General features: G+C 68.9%; 1 protein-coding gene (only partly in view). It reads left to right on the top strand.

Annotated features, from left to right (window positions below; genetic code table 11):
• On the top strand, window positions 1-20636 hold the 3' portion of the coding sequence (locus ABFX56_RS15700) for a hypothetical protein (protein WP_346234306.1). Its footprint begins 7795 nt before the window's first position; the window shows 20636 of its 28431 coding nt (coding positions 7796-28431); its start codon lies beyond the left edge, outside the window; it ends in the stop codon at window positions 20634-20636.

Raw genomic sequence — 20636 nt, 5'->3', positions numbered from 1 at the left:
TGGTGGTCAACACGACCACGGATGTCACCAGGGCGAGCCTCCTCGGCGACGTCAGCCAGCCGACGACGAACGTCGCCATACTGGCCAGCGACGACACGACGGTGCTCGCACTCGCGGGACAGCTGAGCTACGGCGGAACCGCCGGTGTCGGCGCGGGCGTCGACGTCGAGGTGATCCACAAGACCACCGAAGCCTGGATCGGCAAGGCAGCCACGGTTCGGGCCGGCGGCAACCTCACCATTGACGCGCTCTCCACCGAGAACATCGATTCGATCTCGGTCGGCGGCGGGTTCGGCGGCACGGCCGCCGTCAACGTCAACGCCGGCGTCTCCGTGATCACCGTGAACACGACCGCGTATGTTGAGGACGGCACCTCGACCGCGGACCGGGCCGACATCGCCGTGTCCGGCAGCGTCCGGGTGGCCGCCGACGACCGCCTCCGTCTCAACGTGATCGCCGGCAACATCTCCGGCGGCGGCACCGCCGCGGTCGGTGCGGCCGTCGCGGTTCCGGTGATCGCCAAGCACACCCGGTCCTACCTCGGCGCGTTCGCGCTGGTCGTCGGGCTGGGCAACGGCACACCGCTCACCGTCGCGACCGGCGGCTACACCGTGACCACCCAGGACACCCGCTTCGATGCCTCGGTTGCGCTGGAGGGCGGCGGCGTCATCAACCTCGGCTTCGCCCACGGGTTCGCCGACGGCGACGAGGTTATCTACGACTCCGGCTACGGCGCCAACATCTCGGGGCTCAGCGACACTCCGGGTGACGAGAACACGCCGCAGCAGGTCTACTACGTGGAGGTCGTCGACGCGACCCGGGTGAAGCTGCACAAGGTCCAGGACCTGTCCGATGCCGCGATCGCCGTCTCGGGGGGCACCGGTGAAAGCCACCGGCTCATCCCGACCGACCAGGCCGGCGTCCGCCAGGACGAATCCCTCCGGTTCAACCCGCTGAAGCCGGGCACGGTGAGTGGCGACGTCATCACGCTGCCTTACAACCACGGCTTCGCGGACGGCGACACCGTCGTCTACAGCGCGGGCGGGGGAGTGCCGATCGGCGGTCTGATCGACGGCGCGACCTATTACGCGGAGACCACCGGCCTCGCCCCGAACCAGCTGCGGCTGCGGAACAAGCCGGAGGACAAGGGCGGCGTCGTGATCACCGGCCTGAACACCGGATCGACGAGCGGCCGCAGCCACAGCATCGTCGAGAGCGGCACGACCCCCGGCGGGGACGCCAGCGCCTACGGGCCGCGGCTGATCACCGTCGGCACGGACACCTTCCGCGGCGTCGCCGTCACCGCGGGCAGCAGCGACGACATCGCCGTCGTCGGGATCTCCGCCGGCGTCGCCGGCACTGCCGCGGTCAACCTCGCGGGCGCGGTCAACGTCGACGACATCCACACCTATGCCTGGATCGGCGCGGATGCCCGCATGAACTGCAACGCGGACTGCAGCGGCGATGCCGCCGGGTCGAACCCCGCGCAGTCGGTGCGGGTGGCCGCGGCGAGCCAGTTCTACCACCTCGGCATCGCCGGCGCCCTGTCGGTGGCCGGGTCTGCGGCGGTCGCCATCCCGGTGGGCGTCCGGGTCGTGCAGTTGAACACCCGGGCACACGTCGGGTCGGATGCGATCGTGCGGGCGCGCAATGACATCGCCATCACCGCCACCTCGACAGACGCGGTCGTCTCGGTCGTGGTAGGCGCCGGCGGCGGCACCGTCGGCGTCGCGGCCACCCTGGCCGTCACAATCCTGAACACCCGCACCTACGCCTGCACCGGCAACCCGGCGGGAGACGGCTCGGCGTGCGCGACCGGGGGCGCCACGCTCAAGGCCGGCAACAACATCCTGGTGCTCGCCGGAGACGACACGAAGGCGATCCTGATCACCGCGGCCATCGCCGGCGGCTACGTCGGTGTGGGTGCCGCGGTTGGCATCGCCCTCCTCGACAAGGACACGCAGGCCTTTCTCGGTAACGGGTCCGTCGTCGACGCCCTGGCCACCGGCGCTGGCCTGCCCGGCGTCTACAACGGCACGATCGTCGGCACCGGCTTCGGCCGCTACGGGGCGGGCGCGCCGTTCCACGGCGTCGCGGTGCAGGCGTACTCGTCGGAGGACATCTTCGGCCTGGTGCCGGCGATCGGCGGCGGCTTCGTCGGCGTGGCCGGCGGCATCGCCGTCACCCTCCTGCACGTGGTCACGAAGGCCTTCATCGGCGCCGGCGCCCGGGTCAACCTGGCCGGTGGGGCGTCGGCAGCGCAGAGCGTCAACGTCTCGGCCGTGGACCGGTTCACGTCCGTTACGGTCGCCGGCGGCGCGGCAGGCGGCTTCGTCGGCGTCGCCGGCGGGATCGACATCGGCATCGCCGACACCAGAGTGCAGGCCGCGATCGCCGCCGGGGCGACCGTCACAGCGAACGACGACGTCGAGGTCTTCGCACTGTCGATCAAGGACGTCAGCTCCATCGCCGTGAGCATCGCCGGCGGCGCCGTCGGCCTGGCCATCTCGCTGTCGCTCTGGGCGATCGGCACCCAGCAGTCCGGCACCTACCACCAGGCGGACGGTGGACCGTTCCGCGGCGAATACTCGGCGGCCACCGCGAACGACGTGAACCTCTTCTACCGCGAGGGCGACGTCGTCACCTACGGTGGCAAGCGCTGGGCGGCGACCGTCCACCACGCGACCAGCACGCCGGGCACGGACGGCCAGTGGCAGGGCGAGACGGATGCCGCACCCACCGCGAAGGACAACACCGACAAGGCCGATGAGATCGCCAAGGGCGACGGCGGCTACAAGGGGGCGCTGAACGGCACGACCAGCACCCGCACCTTCGTGGCCTGGGACTCCGGCGTCTCCTATGACATGGAAGACCCGAACTCTTACGTCTCCTACGGCGGACACAAGTACCGTCCGCGGGTGAACGCGACCACCATCGGCGCCGCGCCCGACGTGACCGCCGCCGAGTGGGTCATGGTCGACGGCGAGGAGAAGACCAACGGCCGGGTCACCTCCGGATTGGCCGGCGCCTCCGCGGCCATCGCGGGCGCCGCGCCGACCACCGGGCTCACCGCCAGCGCGCTGGCCACCCCGCCGAGCGGCGGCACCACCGCCAGCATCGACGGTCTCGTCACCGCCGGGCACTCGGTGCGGGTGTGGGCGATCGACGACCTGCAGGTGCTCGGCGTGGCCGGCGCCATCGGCGGCGGTGTGGTCGGCGGCGGCGGATCGGTGCTCGTGCTGAACATCCGCAGCCGCACGGATGCCGGCATCGGATCGACCGCCGTGGTCACCGCCGGTGCCGGGGCTGCCGACGAAATCAGTGTCCGTGCCGTCATGGTCGAGGACTCACTCGGGTTCGGGCTCGCCGCTGGCGGCGGATTCGTCGGGCTCGGCGGCCAGGTCGCCGTGATCAAGGACACGGGCACGCAGCGGGCGCACATCGATGGCGGCGCCCAGCTGCGACGGGCGGGCCTCGGCGTGCTCGTCGAATCCAGTGCGACCAGAACCCTGAACGTGTACTCCATCGGGGTCGCCGCCGGCGCTGGAGCGGTCGGCTTCGCGGTCGCCTATGTGAGCGTCGCCGGCGACAACCGGGCCGAGACCGCAAGCGGCACGGTCGCCGTCGGCGCGGCCGGAACCGTCGGTCGCTACGTCGCCAAGGTCATCGACAACGTCACGGTCGACGCGCTGGGCATCTCGCTGGCGGGCGGCGCGATCGGCATCGGCGGAGTGATCACCTTCGTGGACCTGTCCGGCACGGCCAGGGCCTCGGCCGCACCGACGGGGAGCATCGGCGCCGGCGGCGTGTCCGTCACCGCCGACGGCAGCCGAACGGTCACCGTGAAGACGCTGAACGTCACCGTCGGCGCCGTCGCGCTCGGGGTGACCGTTGCCCGCGCGAACTCGTCACGCCACCTGGAATCCGTGCTCGGCGGTGCCACCACCACGACCGGCGCCGTCACGGTGCGCGCCACCGCCGACAACGAGGCCGCCGTGATCGCCCCGGCCGGCGGCGGCGGCGGCGTCAGCGTCCAGATTCAGGTCGTCTTCGCGGAACTTGCCGGACACACCCTGGCGCAGGTCAATGGCAGCGTCATCAACGCAGCGGCCATCGCGGTCGAAGCCGACGCGGAGAACCGTGCGACGGCGGACACCGTGATGGGCGCCATTGCGCTGGTGGGCATCAGCGGCGCCTGGGCGAGCACCCAGATCACCTCCGACGCGTGGATCCGGGCCATCGTCGCCAGCGGCACACTGTCATCGACCGGTGCGATCAGGGTCACCGCGAAGACCCACGACGACGGCAACCTCGTCAGAAGCATCGTCGACGGCGTCTCGGGCGGCCTCATCGACCTGAAGGCGATGATCGCACTCGCCGACGTCGACAACGAAGTGCGGGCCACCATGGACGGCGCGATCACCGCGGCGACCTCGGTCGAGGTGAGCGCGAACGCCCATGCGACCGCCCAGGCGCGCGTGCTCACCGCCGCAGTGGCGCTGGTGAGCCTGGCCGTCGGAATCGCCCACGCCGAGATCACCTCCGCGGTGTCGGCAACGGGCGCCGGCTCCATCGCAGCGCCGGGAGCCGATGTCTCCATCACGGCCACGTCGGTGAACTCGGCGACCGCTGTCTCGAACGTGATGACGGTCTCCCTCTTCGCCGGCATCGCCGTCGGCGCTCCGATCGCCACGATCGGCGCGCCAACGGTGGCCCGCTGGGATGGCACGGTCACGGCGGCGAAGAACCTCACCATCGAGGCCAGCGGCACGAACACGGTGGATGCGACCCTCATCGCGATTGCGGCAGGGCTCGCCGGGGTGAACGGCGGCGTGGCGAACGCGGACATCTCCACCGCGGCGGTCACCGCCGCCATCGTCGGGGACCCGGCCGAAATCTCCGGCGTCACCGGCAAACTCGTGCTGTACGCCCACGCGCGCAACCGCGCGACAGCCGCCTCCGGCGGGGTCGCGTTCGGCGGCGTCAGCATCAGCACGGTCTCGCCGACGGCGACCGACAAGGCGGTCACCAAGGCCGAGCTGAACGGCGACGTGGGAACCACGCACATCGACCCGGCAGTCGGCAGGGTCGGCGACGCCGGCGCACTGGTCATCGAGGTCAAGGCCATCGGCGACGACGCGACCAACGCCAGAGTCGACAGCTTCTCGGCAGGCATCCTGGCCGTCAACGCCTCGACCGCCGAGGCCAACACCGCACCGACCGTCTCGGCGACGCTGGGCGGCGGGGAGGTGACCGCGGCGCAGTCCCTGACCGTCTTCGCGCAGTCCCTGACCGATGCCGATTCCTTCGCCAACGCGACGACCGGTGGCGTGATCTCCATCACGGCGGGCTTCACCGCGAAGTCGGTGGACAAACCAACCGTGGTTGCCACCGTGACCGGCGGCTTCGCGCAGGCCGGCGGGCTGCTCTCCATCACCGCACGCCATGGCGCCGCGCTCGCCACACTCTCCGACGGCACGATCCAGGCGATCAACTGCAACGGCGCAGACACCATCTGCTTCGCGCTTCCGCACGGAATCGACACCGGCAGCACCATCACCTACAGCGCGCCGGCGTCCACCGACCCCGCCGTGCAGGACGGCACGATCCCGAACCCGAACGCCATCGCCGGACTGGGCGACGGCCGCAGCTACGGCATCATCAAGGTCGACGACAACACGCTGAGGCTCGGCGTCCAGTTCACCGCGGCCGGCGTGGTCTCCGCCGCCACGGCCACCCTGCACTTCCCGGGAGGACACAACCTCCGCACCGGCGACAGGGTCGTCTACAACTGCAACGGCGGCGGTGCGCTCGGCACACTGCCGGTGGGCGGCCTCACCTGCGGGAACGCCTACTACGTCTACGCGGTGGACGAATTCGACCTGCGCCTATCCACCTCACCGCTGACCCAGTCCGGCAACACCGTCGTCTCGCTCGTGAACCCGAGCATCACTGCGGGCAGCAGCTTCACCGTCGGCGACACCACCGGCCTGGACGGGCGCGCCGTGGTGTACCACGCCCCCGCGACCATCGACTTCAAGTCCAGCCTGGTCGACGTGCGCACCGACGGGGACGGCAAACTCGACCAGAACGCCGATGGCGCCATCAGCCACGACGGGGCGTGGAACACGATCTACGCCCCGAACCACGGCGCCATCGACAACTCCGAGTGGATCTACACCGTCAGCGGCGGTCCCGCGATCGGCGGGCTCGTGAACGGCCAGCACGTGTGGATCGTGCTCGAAGACCTCGACGGATTCGGCCCGATGTTCGGGGCGGGCAACCACACCATCCGACTGGCCGACTCCGCCTGCCACGCCGGCATCGGAACCTACGACGCCGACCCGGGCACCGACGTCGACCTCCGCCCGTGCACCGAGGTCATGCAGATCATCGCGCTCATCCCCAACACGACACCGGCCGGGCTGCGGGCCACCCACAGCCTGCAGCGCGTCGGCCACGAGTCGATCGGGCTCGTCGACGGCAACATGTACTTCATCTCGGTGACAAGCGGCACCACGTTCCAGCTGAAGGACGCCGCCGGCACGGTGCAGACCGGCCTGGTCGACAAGCTCGGCACGCACCGCCTCGTCGACGAGGGCATCGCAGCCGTCTCGCAAGGCACAGGAACGCAGCAGCTCTATCTCGACCTCCCGAACGGCAGCCTCGTCGGCACACCGCACGTCCTCATCGGCGTCGGCGGACCGGGAGCACTGCTCGCCGACCTCAGCGGCGGGGTGAACGGCGTGCCGAGCGCCACCTCCACCGGCATCGGCGGCGGCGGGTTCGACTTCAAGGACGTCTACTCCACGGTCGACGTGCGGCCGACGGTCACTGTCGATATCCGGAACGGAACACTCCGCGGCGGCGCCGTGAAACTCAACGGCACGTCCTACGCCAACGCCGCCGTGAGTTCGGTGGCCCGGGGCGGCGGATTCATCGGATTCGGGGCGGCTCACGCCAACGCCCACGTCGTGAACACCGTCACCGTCGTGGTCGCCAATGGCGCCTCAATCTTCTCCTCGACCGACGTCGAGATCACCGCCCTCGGCTTCATCACCGCCAACGGAGAGGCGGTCAACCGCACCGGCGGCCTCATCTCCGGCGCCGACACCGACGTCGACCTCGAACTCGGCTTCACCGTGAGCACGCTCGTCGCCGGTGACGTCGTCGCGGGTCGCACCGTGCTCGTCGATGCCGCCGCGGGCTTCGACGCATCGGCACGCGCATCCTCGGGTTCCGGCGGCCTCGGCACGAACACCGACGCCAACGACGACTCGAGCCAGGGCGTCCAGATCGGTGGCGAGCATTCCGCCACCGTGGCGACGACCGTGGCCGGCACCGGCAGCATCCTCGGCGATGAGGTTCAGCTCTCGGCGGCCATCGGCCGCCAGCACACCGTGAACGGTGCCACCGGCGCGATCCAGACCGCACTCCTTCAGGCCCGCGGCATCGCCCGCTCCGACGCCGACGCCTACGCCCTCGGTGCGGATTCGGACGCCGGCGCGTACGTGAGGCTGAACAGCGCCGCCACCGTCACCCTCGAGAAGGACTCCGCCGTCGAAGGCACCGACGTGTTCATCCGCTCCGCCCACGAGAACCTCGACCTGCAAGCCGATGCCAACGCGAACTGCGGCTGCGGCGGCGGCGACACGGATGCCAGAGCCGACGTCACGGCGACCACGACATCCTCGGTGGTCGGTGCCGATGAATCGATCGTGCGCACCGCCGGATTGCACGTGGCCGCGTACCAGTACTTCTCGAACCTCTACGTGCACGCCCACCGCTCCGGCGGGCTGTTCGACTTCGGCAGCTCCGATGCCAACCTCACCTACCAGCCGGCGCGGGACATCCTGTGGGAGTCCACCACGTACCTGCTCGGCGAACCCAACCCGATCCTCATCGTCGACGCGAGCGGCAGGATCATTGCGAAGACCGACAACGTCACCGTGCGCGCGACACAGTTCGGCACCCCGCTCGGCATCGGGGACGTGGTGGGCGGCGACACGATCTGGGTCGACCCGATCCTCTACGACCAGAAGCCAGAGGCACTGTTCGAGGCGAACCACCAGGCGAGCTGCACCGGCGCCTGCGACGGCCTGATCCACGGGCTCCTGGGGATCTTCTACATGCAGGAGACCTGGAACTCGGTGCAGATCCGCAACTCCTCGGACAAGGCCGTCTTCCTGAAGGGCACCACGGCCTCACCGAGCGTGTCGATCAACACGCTCAACTCGAACCTCACCACGACCCCGGAAGGCACGATCAACGTGTCCGTCGACAACGGGGCGCACGCACCGCCGGCCACCCGCTGGTTCTTCAAGGTCGAGCACATCTTCCCCGCCACCGACGTGGTGATCGAGAGCCTCCGCGGCGCCGCGACCACCGGGCACGATCTCACGATCGACGGCGATATCGTCAACAACATCGGCTCCGTGCGCGTCACCAACGACCGCGGCTCGATCCTCAGCGGAACGGATGCCGGCCCCGAAACGATCTTCGCGAACCGGGTCACCCTCGATACCGAACTCGGCTCCATCGGCACCGTGGCCCAGCCGATCACCCTGGCCCTGTTCCAGATCACGCATACCGGAGAGGTCGGCGTCCCCGCGACGCTCAAACCCATCCACCTCGGCGCCGAGGCCGGAGCCGACATCTTCCTCGATGTCACAACCATCCGCCGTGACTCACTCACCGCGAACACCGCACCGCTGAATCCGGTGGTTTCGTCCATCAAGGCGGGACACGACGCGGTGGTGATCCTGCGCGACAGCGCAGAGGGCACCGACCCGGGCGCGGTCGGCGACATCAACGTGCGGATTTACACCCCGGACAACCTGCCCGGCGGCCCCGTTCGCGAAACGGTGCCGACCACGTGCTACTTCCGTCCCGATGGCGCCGGGTGCACCGGCGGCGCCGACACTCCGGTGATCGTCGGCGGCGAGGTCGTGCTGGTCGCCTTCGGCACCACGCTCAGCCAGCGCGCGGCGAACTACACCTTCAGCGACATCCGCGCAGGACATAACGTCGCAATCTTCCACACCTCGGCCGCAACCGAGCTCACCGTGACCGCACACACCGATGCCGACGCGACCTGGACCGACGACGAGACCGGCGCCAGCCACGGATCGAGCGACGGTTCCGGCAAGATCGACGTGCTCACCAACGGCAGCATCACCGTCATCGAACAAAGCGGGAAGGGCGACCTGCGGGTTGGCCACATCCACGCGACCGGTCTGTGCACCGGTGCGGCCCCGGGGGCGTGCAGCACGGCGACGATCGCCGCGGACGTCACGCTCCGCTCGCCGCGCATGATCCTCGACGCCGAACTCGACGCGGGGCTCATCGGCACCGATGACGACAGCACCTGCGTCGATGCGTACGACCTCGACTGCGCGGCCGGCACCCCGAACGGCATCGACGTGACCGGGCGCAACATCAACCTCTATGCTGGCGACAACCTGCTCGGCGGGGCCGGCAGCGTGTCCGGGGTCGGCGGCATCGGGCTGCCAGGCAACTTCCTGGAGATCCAGGTCAACGCGGTTGGCGGACCGCTCGGCGACCTCGACGCGGACGACACCGCGGCCGACGACGACAAAACGGCCGGCATCTACCTCGACCAGGTCGCCGGCGACCTGCAGGTCGGCCTCGTCCACACCGCGGGCGACGCCTCCCTCGCCACCGGCAACGTGAGCCTCCGGAGCCGCGCGGGAAGCATCCTGGACGCGCAGAACGATGCCGCGGCCGACGTGATCGGCCAGTCCATCGACCTGGACGCCAACGGCGGATCCATCGGCGTCGCGGCCAACGATCTCGAGATCGACTCGCTCGTCGGATCCCCGTTCGCCTGCACGAACGTGAACTGCGCGAACAACCCGGACGGCAGCTCCGATGCCGGCCTCGCGACGGTCGCCGACGACGTCGCACTCGAGGCCGGCACCGGCATCTACCTCACGGAGACCGACGAGTACCTGCGACTCGTTCTCGCCCACGCCTTGAGCGGCGACATCCGGATCACCGTACGGGAGAGTGGTGCGATCGACGAGGACCTGTTCCTGGTTCGGGACGGCACCGCGAACTTCGCGGAAGACGACACGACGGCGCCGGCGAATGACGCCGACCACCCCCGGGTCATCCCGAACGGTACCGTGCTGGCCGAGACCGGCAGCGTGGAGCTCCGCGTCGGCGACGACATCACACTGCACCAGAATTCGCAGATCCTCGCCGACCGTTCCATCGACATCCGTGGGGACTTCGGCAATGCCGACACCGGCGGCACCATCGTCGCCCCGACCGACGAGTACGGCACGAGCATGATCCTGCGCGGCCGCATCATCGCCGACTGCGTCGTGACGCCCGGCGGCCCCGGCGACGAGCCGATGGGCCTGTGCTCGCCCACAAGCGCGAACCCGGTCACTGGCCGACAGATCAACGTCTGGGGCGGCAGCGACGTCGACCTGATCCAGCTCGGCGATCCGTCCGGACTCGACCTGGCTCAGACCACGAACCCGGCTCTCAACAAGGAGCAGTGGGGCGACGCGGGGTACATCTTCCTCGGCGCGAAGACCACGATCCACGGCAACGCGACCACGGACTCGCTGACCAGCGACGGCGAGGATCGGATCACCGTCTGGCACCTGCAGTCGATGGACGTCGTGACCAGCCCGACCGGCCTGCAGTCCGGAGTCGGTGCCGGCCACACCCTGACCCTCGATGGTCAGGGCGAAAGCGACTACTACGCGGTGTACACAAACGGCAGCCACGGCAACGTGCGCAACTACGTCATCAACGTACTCGACACCGGCGCGCCCGATGCGGGCGTGGACGAGTTGGCGATCTACGGTTACGACAACCTGGCGGCCCACTACAACGGCTACCTGGCCGGCACGACCACGAATGCCGCCACCGACGACATCTTCCTGCTGCGGGCGCTGAGGTGCATCGACAACCAAAGCCCGTTCGGGCTCGAGCCCGGTGTGGCTGGCGGATGCCTGACCCCGACCGAAACGGCCAACAACCCGGCCTTCATCGCACTGCTGGCAGGCTCGGGCGCGGCGGACGGCGGAATCGGAAGCTACCGTGACCGAATCGCCGGTAACGAGCCGAGCCCGCTGGTGCAGCGGATCAATTACGACACCGCGATCAACGGCCGCATCACCGTGTACGGCCAGGGCGGCAATGACGCGTTCTTCGTCGACGACACGACCGCGACGATCACGCTCGATGGCGGCGCCGGCAACGACACGTTCCAGATCGGCCAGATCTTCGGCACCCAGCGCGACGGTGAGCAGAGCCCCGAGGGCGGTGCACTGCTCCCGGCGGATACCTTCCCGTCGCTGGTGCCGACCACCCGGGGCTGGCTCAGCCCCGGCACCCACGCTCCGCTCCTGGCGACCGGCGGCACCGGCAACGATCGCTTCACGGTCTACTCGAACCAGGCCGAGATCCAACTGAACGGTGACGACCACAACGACCTGTTCATCGTGCGCTCGTTCGCTATCGCCGCGGTGTGCGACACCGACGCCGACAACATCGCCGGGTGCGGCCTGAGCGACGTCACGTTCGCCGCAGACCCGACCACCGGCGCGTTCCCGGTTCCGGATGTCCCGGGCGGCCAGTGCACCCTGGCGAACGGCTACATCCGCTACGACAACAACGGTGACAACGTCTGCAACAACGCCGACGCGCACACCACCTTCAACCACCTGACCGGCTCGAACGTCGATCTCGACAACACAAGGTGGCAGGACGATGTCATCCCGCTCGATGCGAACGGCGTCGCGGTGCCGGTGATCGGCCTCGGCTTCTCCACCGCACGCCCGCTCGACATCCGCGCCGGCGCCGGCGAGGACGAGGTGCAGTACAACGTGAACGCGCCGGTCAACGTCGACGGCGGCACCGGGTTCGACAAGGTGATCGTGCTCGGCACCGAGTTCGCCGACGACTTCGCGATCACCGACACGGGCGTCTTCGGCGGGGGACTGAACGTCAGGTACACGACGATCGAGGTCGTCGAGGTCGACGGGCTGGAGGGCGACGACCAGTTCTTCGTGCAGTCCACCGCCTACGGGGTCGCCTACCGCATCATCGGCGGGCTCGGCTCCGACCTGATCAGCGTCACCGGGGATGTCACGGCCGACATCGTAACGCGCGAGCTGGAAGGCCTGTCGGGCGCAGTCGACCACGTCGTGACCGCGCCGAACGACCCCGGCTACGATGGCCTGCCGACGGATGGCCTGCCGTACAACCTGGCCACCTCCGGTCAGGGGATCGTCGTGATCCGCGAGCAGTCCGGCGGCACCGTGGTGCGGGAGGGCGCCACCGGCTCGGCCGTGATCAAGAGCTACGCGCACTACACGGTCGAACTCGCGGTCAAGCCGACCGCACCGGTGTACGTCACCGTCTCGGCCGCGTTGGCGTCCTCGCAGGAGGCGAACGGCGCCGATCTCAACCCAGAACCGCTGGCAGACGGCATCGGCGACTCGGTCTGGCTGTGCGTCGGCACCGACGACAGCCAGTGCGACGAAGCCCGCGAGTTCCAGCGTCACAAGGTCGTGAACGGTGTCGTCGTCGACGAGGCCGGTCGCGCCGTCGTGCTCACCTTCACCACCGTGGGCGACAGCTGGAAGACCCCGCAACGGGTATACCTCTGGGCCGCCGACGACCCACGCGCCGAGGGCGACCGCATCGTCGTCGTGCAGCACTCGGTGATCAGCGCGGACTCCCGGTTCCACGGCGCCGCGGTGCGCCAGGTCAACGCCCTCGTCTACGACAACGACACCCCCGGCGTCTACGCGGTTCCGGTGACCCCCGGCGGCACCAGCCTCGACGGACGCACCGTGGTCATCGAGGGCAGCACCGCGACCGAGCGCACCGACGACATCCTCCTGTCACTTGCGACCGCCCCCGCGGCCGGCGAGACGATCTGGGTGAAGGTCTGGATGGATGCCGCCAGCCAGCGGCTGATCAGCCTGGACCTTTCCGCGGTGCCCGCACTGCGGCTGCGGCAGTCCTCCGACGGCGCAGGCGGCAGCTACTACTCGGTGAGCTTCGACTCCTCGAACTGGGACGTCCCGCTGCGCATCGTGGTCCACGCTCGCAACAACAGCGACCCGGGCGACCCGCTCACCGCCGTGGTGAACTACGAACTCGACACGGCGCTCACCACACCCGCGGCGGTGGCGAAGTACCCGTTCCCGAACCTCCGCAGCGGCCTGCAGCGCACCGACGTGCTCGTGTACGACGACGAGACCCCGAATGTCGTGAGCATCCCGACCGGCAGCGACACCGTGGTGATCGCCTGCGGCAATCAGGCGTGCACCATCCCCGGCGGCACCGATAGCTACACGATCCGGCTCACCAAGGCGCCGAACGGCAGCGTGACCATCGCCCTGCTCACCGACGGTCTCGTCGACGTGGTGTCGGTCGGCGGCGCCGCGGTCACCTCGGCCGACTACCAGGTCGTCGGCGGGGACATCCCGAGCCGCAGGTTCCTCGGCAACCTGAGCTTCGCCGGCAACACCATCAGCCGGGCGAACGGCAGCGACCTCGGCAGCTTCATCGACGAGGGCTTCCTGGCGGGGCAACGCATCCGGATCTCCGCGTGCGGCCCGACGATGTTCACCATCCTTTCCGTCGGCACCGACGGCAAGACACTCACGCTGAACGGCCCGGTCGCCGGCTGCGGCTCGGGCACCGGCGTGGCGATCAACCTGCTCACCCGGTCCGGGATCTGGGACGGAAACGCGACGACCGAGTTCGTCGGCGGCGCCTGGCGACTCGTGCGGCCGGCCTCCGGCAGCTGGTTGGCCGACGGCTTCCTTGAGGGCCAATGGGTCGAAATCTGCCAGGGCGCCACCTGCATCCGCGGGAAGATCGCCGTCATCCGCGGCGACAACGCGGGCCACGACGAGAAGCTGGAACTTCGCGCGGCCGGCCTCTCCGGCGACTCGCTCGCAGCGTTCGTCTCCGGCGGCCAGTTCAGTGTGGTGCGCATCGCTGCCGTGGTCACGTTTGCCGCGGCCGGTGACGACTACGCGGCCGAGAAGAACATCGTGCTGGAAGCGGACGTCGCATACAGCCAGCCGCTCCAGCGGGTGGGCGTGAAGGTCTTCCCGGCATCGACCCACCTGGTGTCGAAGCTGCGCGGGCCGCTCGCGGTCGAGGGCGGCGTGTCCGGCGCCGACCGCTCCCTCGAGTTGGGGCTCAAGCTGCCCGGTGAACAGGACGGACCTCTCTTCGCGATCGGGGCGCAAGCGCCGGAGTTCAAGCAGATCGACATGCTCAACGTCTACAACGACTCCAGTCAGGCCAATGGCCGCGGGGTCATGACCGGCACGTCCCTGACCGGCTTCGGGATGGCACAAGACCTCGACTTCGGTGCCGGCTTCGGCGGCACCGATGGCCAGACGTTCGGCGAGCCGCAGGTCTTCCCCGGCGGTATCAGCTACGGCACCGTGCAGTTCATCGACGGCCGGTTCGTGACGAACGGCGCGAAGAGCACGATTGAGGTGTTCAACCTGATGCTCGGCGTCGGCAACGACCGCCTCGACATCCAGGGCACGCTGCAACCGGATGATGCGGTCAAGCTCACCGGCACGGTCGTGCTCGCCACATCCGCAGGACAATTCGGCTCGACCCACCGCCTCAGCCGCCCGGCAGCGTTCGATTGGAAGGCCCAGGGCTTCGTCGTCGGCATGCCGGTGACGATCAGCGGGATGACCGGAACCTGGAAGGTCGTCGGCTTCGGCGACGACGACCTCGCCGACACCACGGCCAACACCGTCATGTACCTGCGGCTGGTGAGCGGCGCGGCCGCCACCGGATCCACGCTCCGTACCGTCGTCGGCGCCGACGTGCCCGTCACCGCCTCCACGCCGGTGACCATCACCCCGAACCTTCAGGGCGACGGCGGCACCGTCACCCGTTCCTCCGGCAGTTGGGCCGCCGACGGTTTCGTGGTCGGGCAACTCGTGATGATCCAGGGACTCACCGGACAGTGGCGCCTGATGGCGATCTCCGACGACGGAACCACCCTCACGCTTCGCCGCGGCGAGCGCATCCCGACGGCGACCTCCGGCACGCGCACCGTATTCGTGCCCGGCCCGCACGGCGGGATCACCACGGTGCACGGCGGCGGCAACTCGGCGATCCAGAACTCGTTCGACATGCTGCGCTCGGCCCCCGCGGCGGGCGCCCCGGCCGGTACCGGGCTCGTGCTCACCCGACTCGACGGCCTGCCGTGGGGTCTCACCTCGGCCCTCGCGGGCAGCGGCTACGTCGTCGGCGACCCCTACGGAATCGGCCCGCAGCATGTGCAGTTGGCCGGCGAAGCGTTTACCCGGATGATCCTCGGCTTCGGCGACGCAGCCTGCGCCTTCGACGACCCGTTCCCCTCCTGCGGCGCCGGCTCGGTGATGTACCTGTCTGGTCCGGTCTACACCGGCCCGCTCGGCACCGTCGCGACGACGGTGCACGTGGCGAACCCGGTCGAGGTCACCGTTACCGCGCCGGTGCAAGTGCACACCGATTACCTGCTCCGCACCGACGGCGGCTCCTTCCTGGCGGACGGTTTCACAATCGGCATGCAGGTGCGCCTCTCCGGCATGCCCGGCGCGTACACGATCAGGGCGCTCACCGCGTCAAGCATGACGTTCTGGAACGTCGCATTCCAGCCATCGGTGTCCCTGAACGCCACGGGCGCGGCGGTCTGGAACGCGCCACTGTTTACCATCACCGGGTTCGACGCGACCCGCGACGGCGGCGTGCGGATCGGTGGCGACGTGATCACGGTCTGCAACCTGGTCAACCCGATCGACGGGGTGGCGTGCGACCGCGACGCCGTCGCGGGCCCGGGTTCCCCGCTGGTCGTCTACGGCGACACGTCTCAGGACGGAGTCTGGTATTCGGGCCGGGCGTCCGATGTGCTCGGCATGGAGTTCGGCCCGAAGCCGTTCGATCCGTTCACCGGGATCCCGGACGCGGAGAACGAGGACGACGAGTGGGTGCTCGGCCTCGCCCACCCGTATGACCACGCCGGCAACGACATCATCGACGCCTCCGGCCTGTTCGCCCACCGGGCAGCGAACGATCTGCCAACTGTCGGCTTCACGGCCTATGGCGGACTGGGTGACGACCTCATCATCGGCAGCCAGGCCGGCGACCACCTCGCGGGCGGCTCCGGCGACGACGAGATTCGCGGCCTGCGCGGTGTGGACCACATCTACGGCGACTCCGGTATCAACGTGGACGTCTTCACCCGGGCGCTCGACATCGCCGTGATCGACCGCTCGCCGGCGCCATCGGTGACCGGAGGCGGCTCCCTCAACAACGGCACCACCATCGCGCCGTATCCGTCGCCGGTGCGCGACACGCTCCTGGACGCCGGACGCGACCTGCTCTTCGGCGATGGTCCCGGCACGCTTACCGGCGGAGATCAGTCTGCCTACGATGATGTGATCTTCGGCGACCACGGCGCGATCGTGCAAGCTGTCGCCGACCCGAACCTCCCGGACCCGAGGCTGCAGAAGATCCAGACCACGGCGATCGCGACCATCGTCTCGATTGAAAGCCGCACCCTGCAGCGTGGCGCCGACGACGTCATCTTCGGCAATCTCGGTCGCGATGTGCTCATCGGCGGCGCCGGCCATGACATGGTCGACGGCGACGAAGGTGATGACATCCTGTTCGGCGACAATGTGGTCTTCGAGCGGACGCCCGGCGACTGGACCAGCCCGCGCTTCCAGACCCTCTGCGGCACGCTCCTCTACAGCCGCACCGACCGGCCGAATGCGTGCGGGGGAGTGGTCGGAGAGGACAACTCCGGACTTCTCCTCGTTGACGGCACACCGCGCGCCTACCGCGACGCCGATGGGGCGCCGTGGTGGGCAGAATACGACGTGACGAACCTGTTCCACACGTTCGCATTCGACGAGGGCACGGCAGGCGCGGGAAGCTTCGGCAACGACTACCTGGCCGGCGGCCAGGCGCACGACGTGATCTTCGGCCAACTGGGCAACGACACGATTCAGGGCGACGGCGGCATCGACAGCGCGTTCGCCAGGATGACCGATGACCAGACCCCCACCTGGCATGTCGGCGCGTCGCGGACTCCGCTCGGCTGCCTGGGCGCCCCGGGGTCGCTGGTCTGCGACTTCACCGGCGTGCTCGTGGTCGTGCCCTCCTTCGAGGCGGCGACTGATGGCGACGATTACCTCGAGGGCAACGCCGGCAACGACCGGATCTTCGGCAACCTCGGCCAGGACGACATCGTCGGCGGGTCCAGCGACTTCTTCAGCCTGGTGCGCCCGGAACTGAGGCCGGACGGCGTCCCGACCCCCGCCGAGTGGTACGCGCCGGGCGACGACCGCGGCGCCGATCTGCTCTTCGGCGGCGCCGGCACCCAGCTCGGCATCAACAACCAGACCTCGGGAATCGCGAGCACGCCGGGTCTGGACGGCGGAATTCTCGCCGACGGCACGTCGGCCGCGAACATGCACGCCCGCGATGCCGACACCATCTCCGCCGACAACGGCCGCATCATCCGCGTCGTCGGCGTCAACGGCACCGATGTGAACCCCACCGGCGCGGCGGGCCAGGCCAACTACGTCACCTTCAACTACGACACCTACGGTGCGCAGAAGCTCGTCGTGCGCGGCGTGCACCTGCTGGACTACACGGTGGGCGGTCCGGACTTCGCGCCGGAGAACTTCGGGCTGGGCACCGGCGCCGATTGCAACGGGTCGCTCACCCAGCCGACCTGCTCAACGATCCTGGACACCACGGGCGGATCGTGGAAGTACCTGCAGATTGGCGGACGCGACGAGGTGCACGGCGAGACCGGCGACGACATCGTCTACACCGGAGCCGACCACGATGCCATCTACGGCGACGCGCAGGACGACGACTTGATCGGCGGCTGGGGCAACGACTGGATCTCCGGCGGCACCGGCGCGGACGGCATCCTCGGTGACGACGGCCGTATCTTCACCAGCCGGAACACCGGATGCTCGACCGCCTCGTCCGCGGTGTGCACGCAGTTCGCGGAGCCGTTGTACGGCATCCTCAAATTCCGCACGGTCGACCCCGACGCCAAGACCAGCCAGGGCGACGTGCTGAACGAGTTCATCTACACGCCCGGCCAGGTGCAGACGGCAACCATCAACGTGGCTGGCCAGCTCGTGAAGGCCGCCGACCTCACCGTCTACAACCTCGGCCCCAATGAGAACGCGAGCCGGCAGCACGTGGCGAATCAGCCGTCGTTCGACGCGAACAACGCCGACGACATCATCTTCGGCGGCCTCGGCGGCGACTGGATTCACGGCGGCGCAGGCGATGACGCGATCTCCGGAGCGGAAGCGCTGACGACCGGCTATGCCCAGCACTTCGACACGGCGGGCAACCCTGTGGGTGTCGAGTACATCGACTTCGCCCACCCGTGGAACCCCGGCGACGTGCTGCACTTCGGGGCCGACACGAACGCGTGGCACTCGACCAGCAACGGCGCGCTGCGCCTGGGAGAGTTCCTGCTCTACGACGAGTACGACCCGCGCCGCGCCATCCTCTTCAACGCCGATGGCAGCCTCTGGAAGGGCGGCGCGGCACCGTGGACCCGGCCGTTCTTCCTGAACAACGACGCCAGCTCGGGCAACTGGGTCACGGCCTGCATCGCGGTCGACAACCGTGGGTCCTGCACCGGGACGATCTCCAATCAGCGCTCCGACGGCAACGACGTGATCTTCGGCGATCTCGGCAACGACTGGTCGGTCGGCGGCACCGGTGAGGACACCATCTGGGCCGGCTGGGGCAACGACCTCTCGAACGTCGACGACCTGCTCACCACGAACGCCGGACTGAACGACGCGCCCGACGGCGTGAACTCCAGCTTCGAGGATCGCGTCTACGGGGGAGCGGGCCTGGATATTCTGATCGGCAACACCGGCGGCGACCGGCTCATCGACTGGGTGGGTGAGTTCAACACCTACCTGGTGCCGTTCTCGCCGTTCGGCATCGCGACGGTCAGCCGGCAGGTGAACCCGCAGCTGCCGGAGTTCCTCTACGCGCTGTCGAAGAGCCAGGGCGCCGACCCGACGCGGGCCACCGACACCGGTGAGGACCCCGCCCGCAATGGCGAGCCGTTCGGTGAACTCGGCCTGATCACCCAGAGCGACCACAACCACTGGCAGACGCAGACGGGCGGGCCGACCGACCCGCAGGCCGGCAACATCCCGGGCGGACGACGGGACACGTTGCGCGGGGCCGACTTCAACGACGGCACCCTGCAGGGCTTCGCCACCGACTCCGGCGCGTTCGTCGTCCAGTCGGGCATCCTCAAGGTCACCGCGACGAGCAACGCCAACGATGCCGTCGCCGTTCTCTACTCCGATAGCTACACGAGTGTCTACTACGAACTCTCCGCCCGGATCGCGATGGACAAGCCCACCGCCGGTTGGAAGGCGAACGCGTTCGTGATCTTCGACTACTTCGGAGAATTCGACTTCAAGTTCGCCGGCGTCGACCAGTCGACCAACAAAATGGTGATCGGGCACCGGGACGTGAACGGGTGGTGGTACGACGCGCAGGGCTCGGTGTCCGGCGGAGTGAAGTCGGGCAAGAGCTACAACCTGAACGTGATCGTGAACGGGCTCATCGTCACCGTGACGATCGACGGCAAGAACGCCTTCAGCCATCAGTTCTCGCCGCGCATCCTCGATGGCGAGACGGTCGCGCTCAACCGGGGCCTGTACGGCTTCGGCTCGAATCAGGCACACGGGTGGTTCGACAACATCGATGTCACGGTCATCTCTCCCGAGATCACGCTCGAGCGCACGGAGCAGTTCGACGAGCCGACGACAGCGTTCACGCCAGTCGCCGGATCCTGGACCACCGCCGCGGGACGCTATGCGAGCGGGCCCACTACCGCGGGGCCGGTCATCGCGCTGGTCGGCTATGCGGCGGACGGTACCGGAACCATCAACGGCGTCCGGCTGGACCCCCTCAGCTACATTGAGGTGGAGTCGGTGCTGGCCACGAACGGTTTCAGCGGTATCGTCTTCGATTACTACGGCACGGACGACTTCAAGTTCGTCGCGCTGGATGTCGCCGGCAGTCGCGTCGTCATCGGACACGTCACGCCGCGCGGTGGCTGGGTGATCGACCGAGCCATCACCAAGGCATTGGTGGACGGTCGAGATTACCGTCTGAATCTGGTGCTCAAGGCGACGGTGGCGACGATCACCCTGGACGGGCAGGTGATCATGTCGCACATGTTCAACTCGCCTCTCGGCGATGGGCAGCTGGGAGTATTCGGGCGCACCGGTGGGCAGTCGGTGGACTCGTTCACGTTCAAGACGGATGACGCCGCGTACGTCGGCGCACCGGCGCAGGGCGACCCCACGATCAGCACCGCGAGCGTGACGCAGGATCCTGCCGTCAACACGCCGACCACGGAATCCCCCCTCGCTGCGGCCAGCGCAACGACCACCAGCACGACCACCGGCACCCCTACAGCGGAGCTGGCACCTGACGCGACGATCACGACGTCAGCGAACACGACGAACGACAGTGGGACGCAGACGACCCTTCCGCCGTCCAAGGGTTCCTCGCGCCGATCATCGCCAACGCCGTCACCGAACTGA

The sequence above is a fragment of the Parafrigoribacterium mesophilum genome (assembly GCF_039652555.1).
Lineage (GTDB): Bacteria > Actinomycetota > Actinomycetes > Actinomycetales > Microbacteriaceae > Parafrigoribacterium > Parafrigoribacterium mesophilum.
The sequence above is the reverse complement of the archived record's forward strand: the minus strand, read 5'-3'. Positions and strand labels throughout refer to the sequence as shown.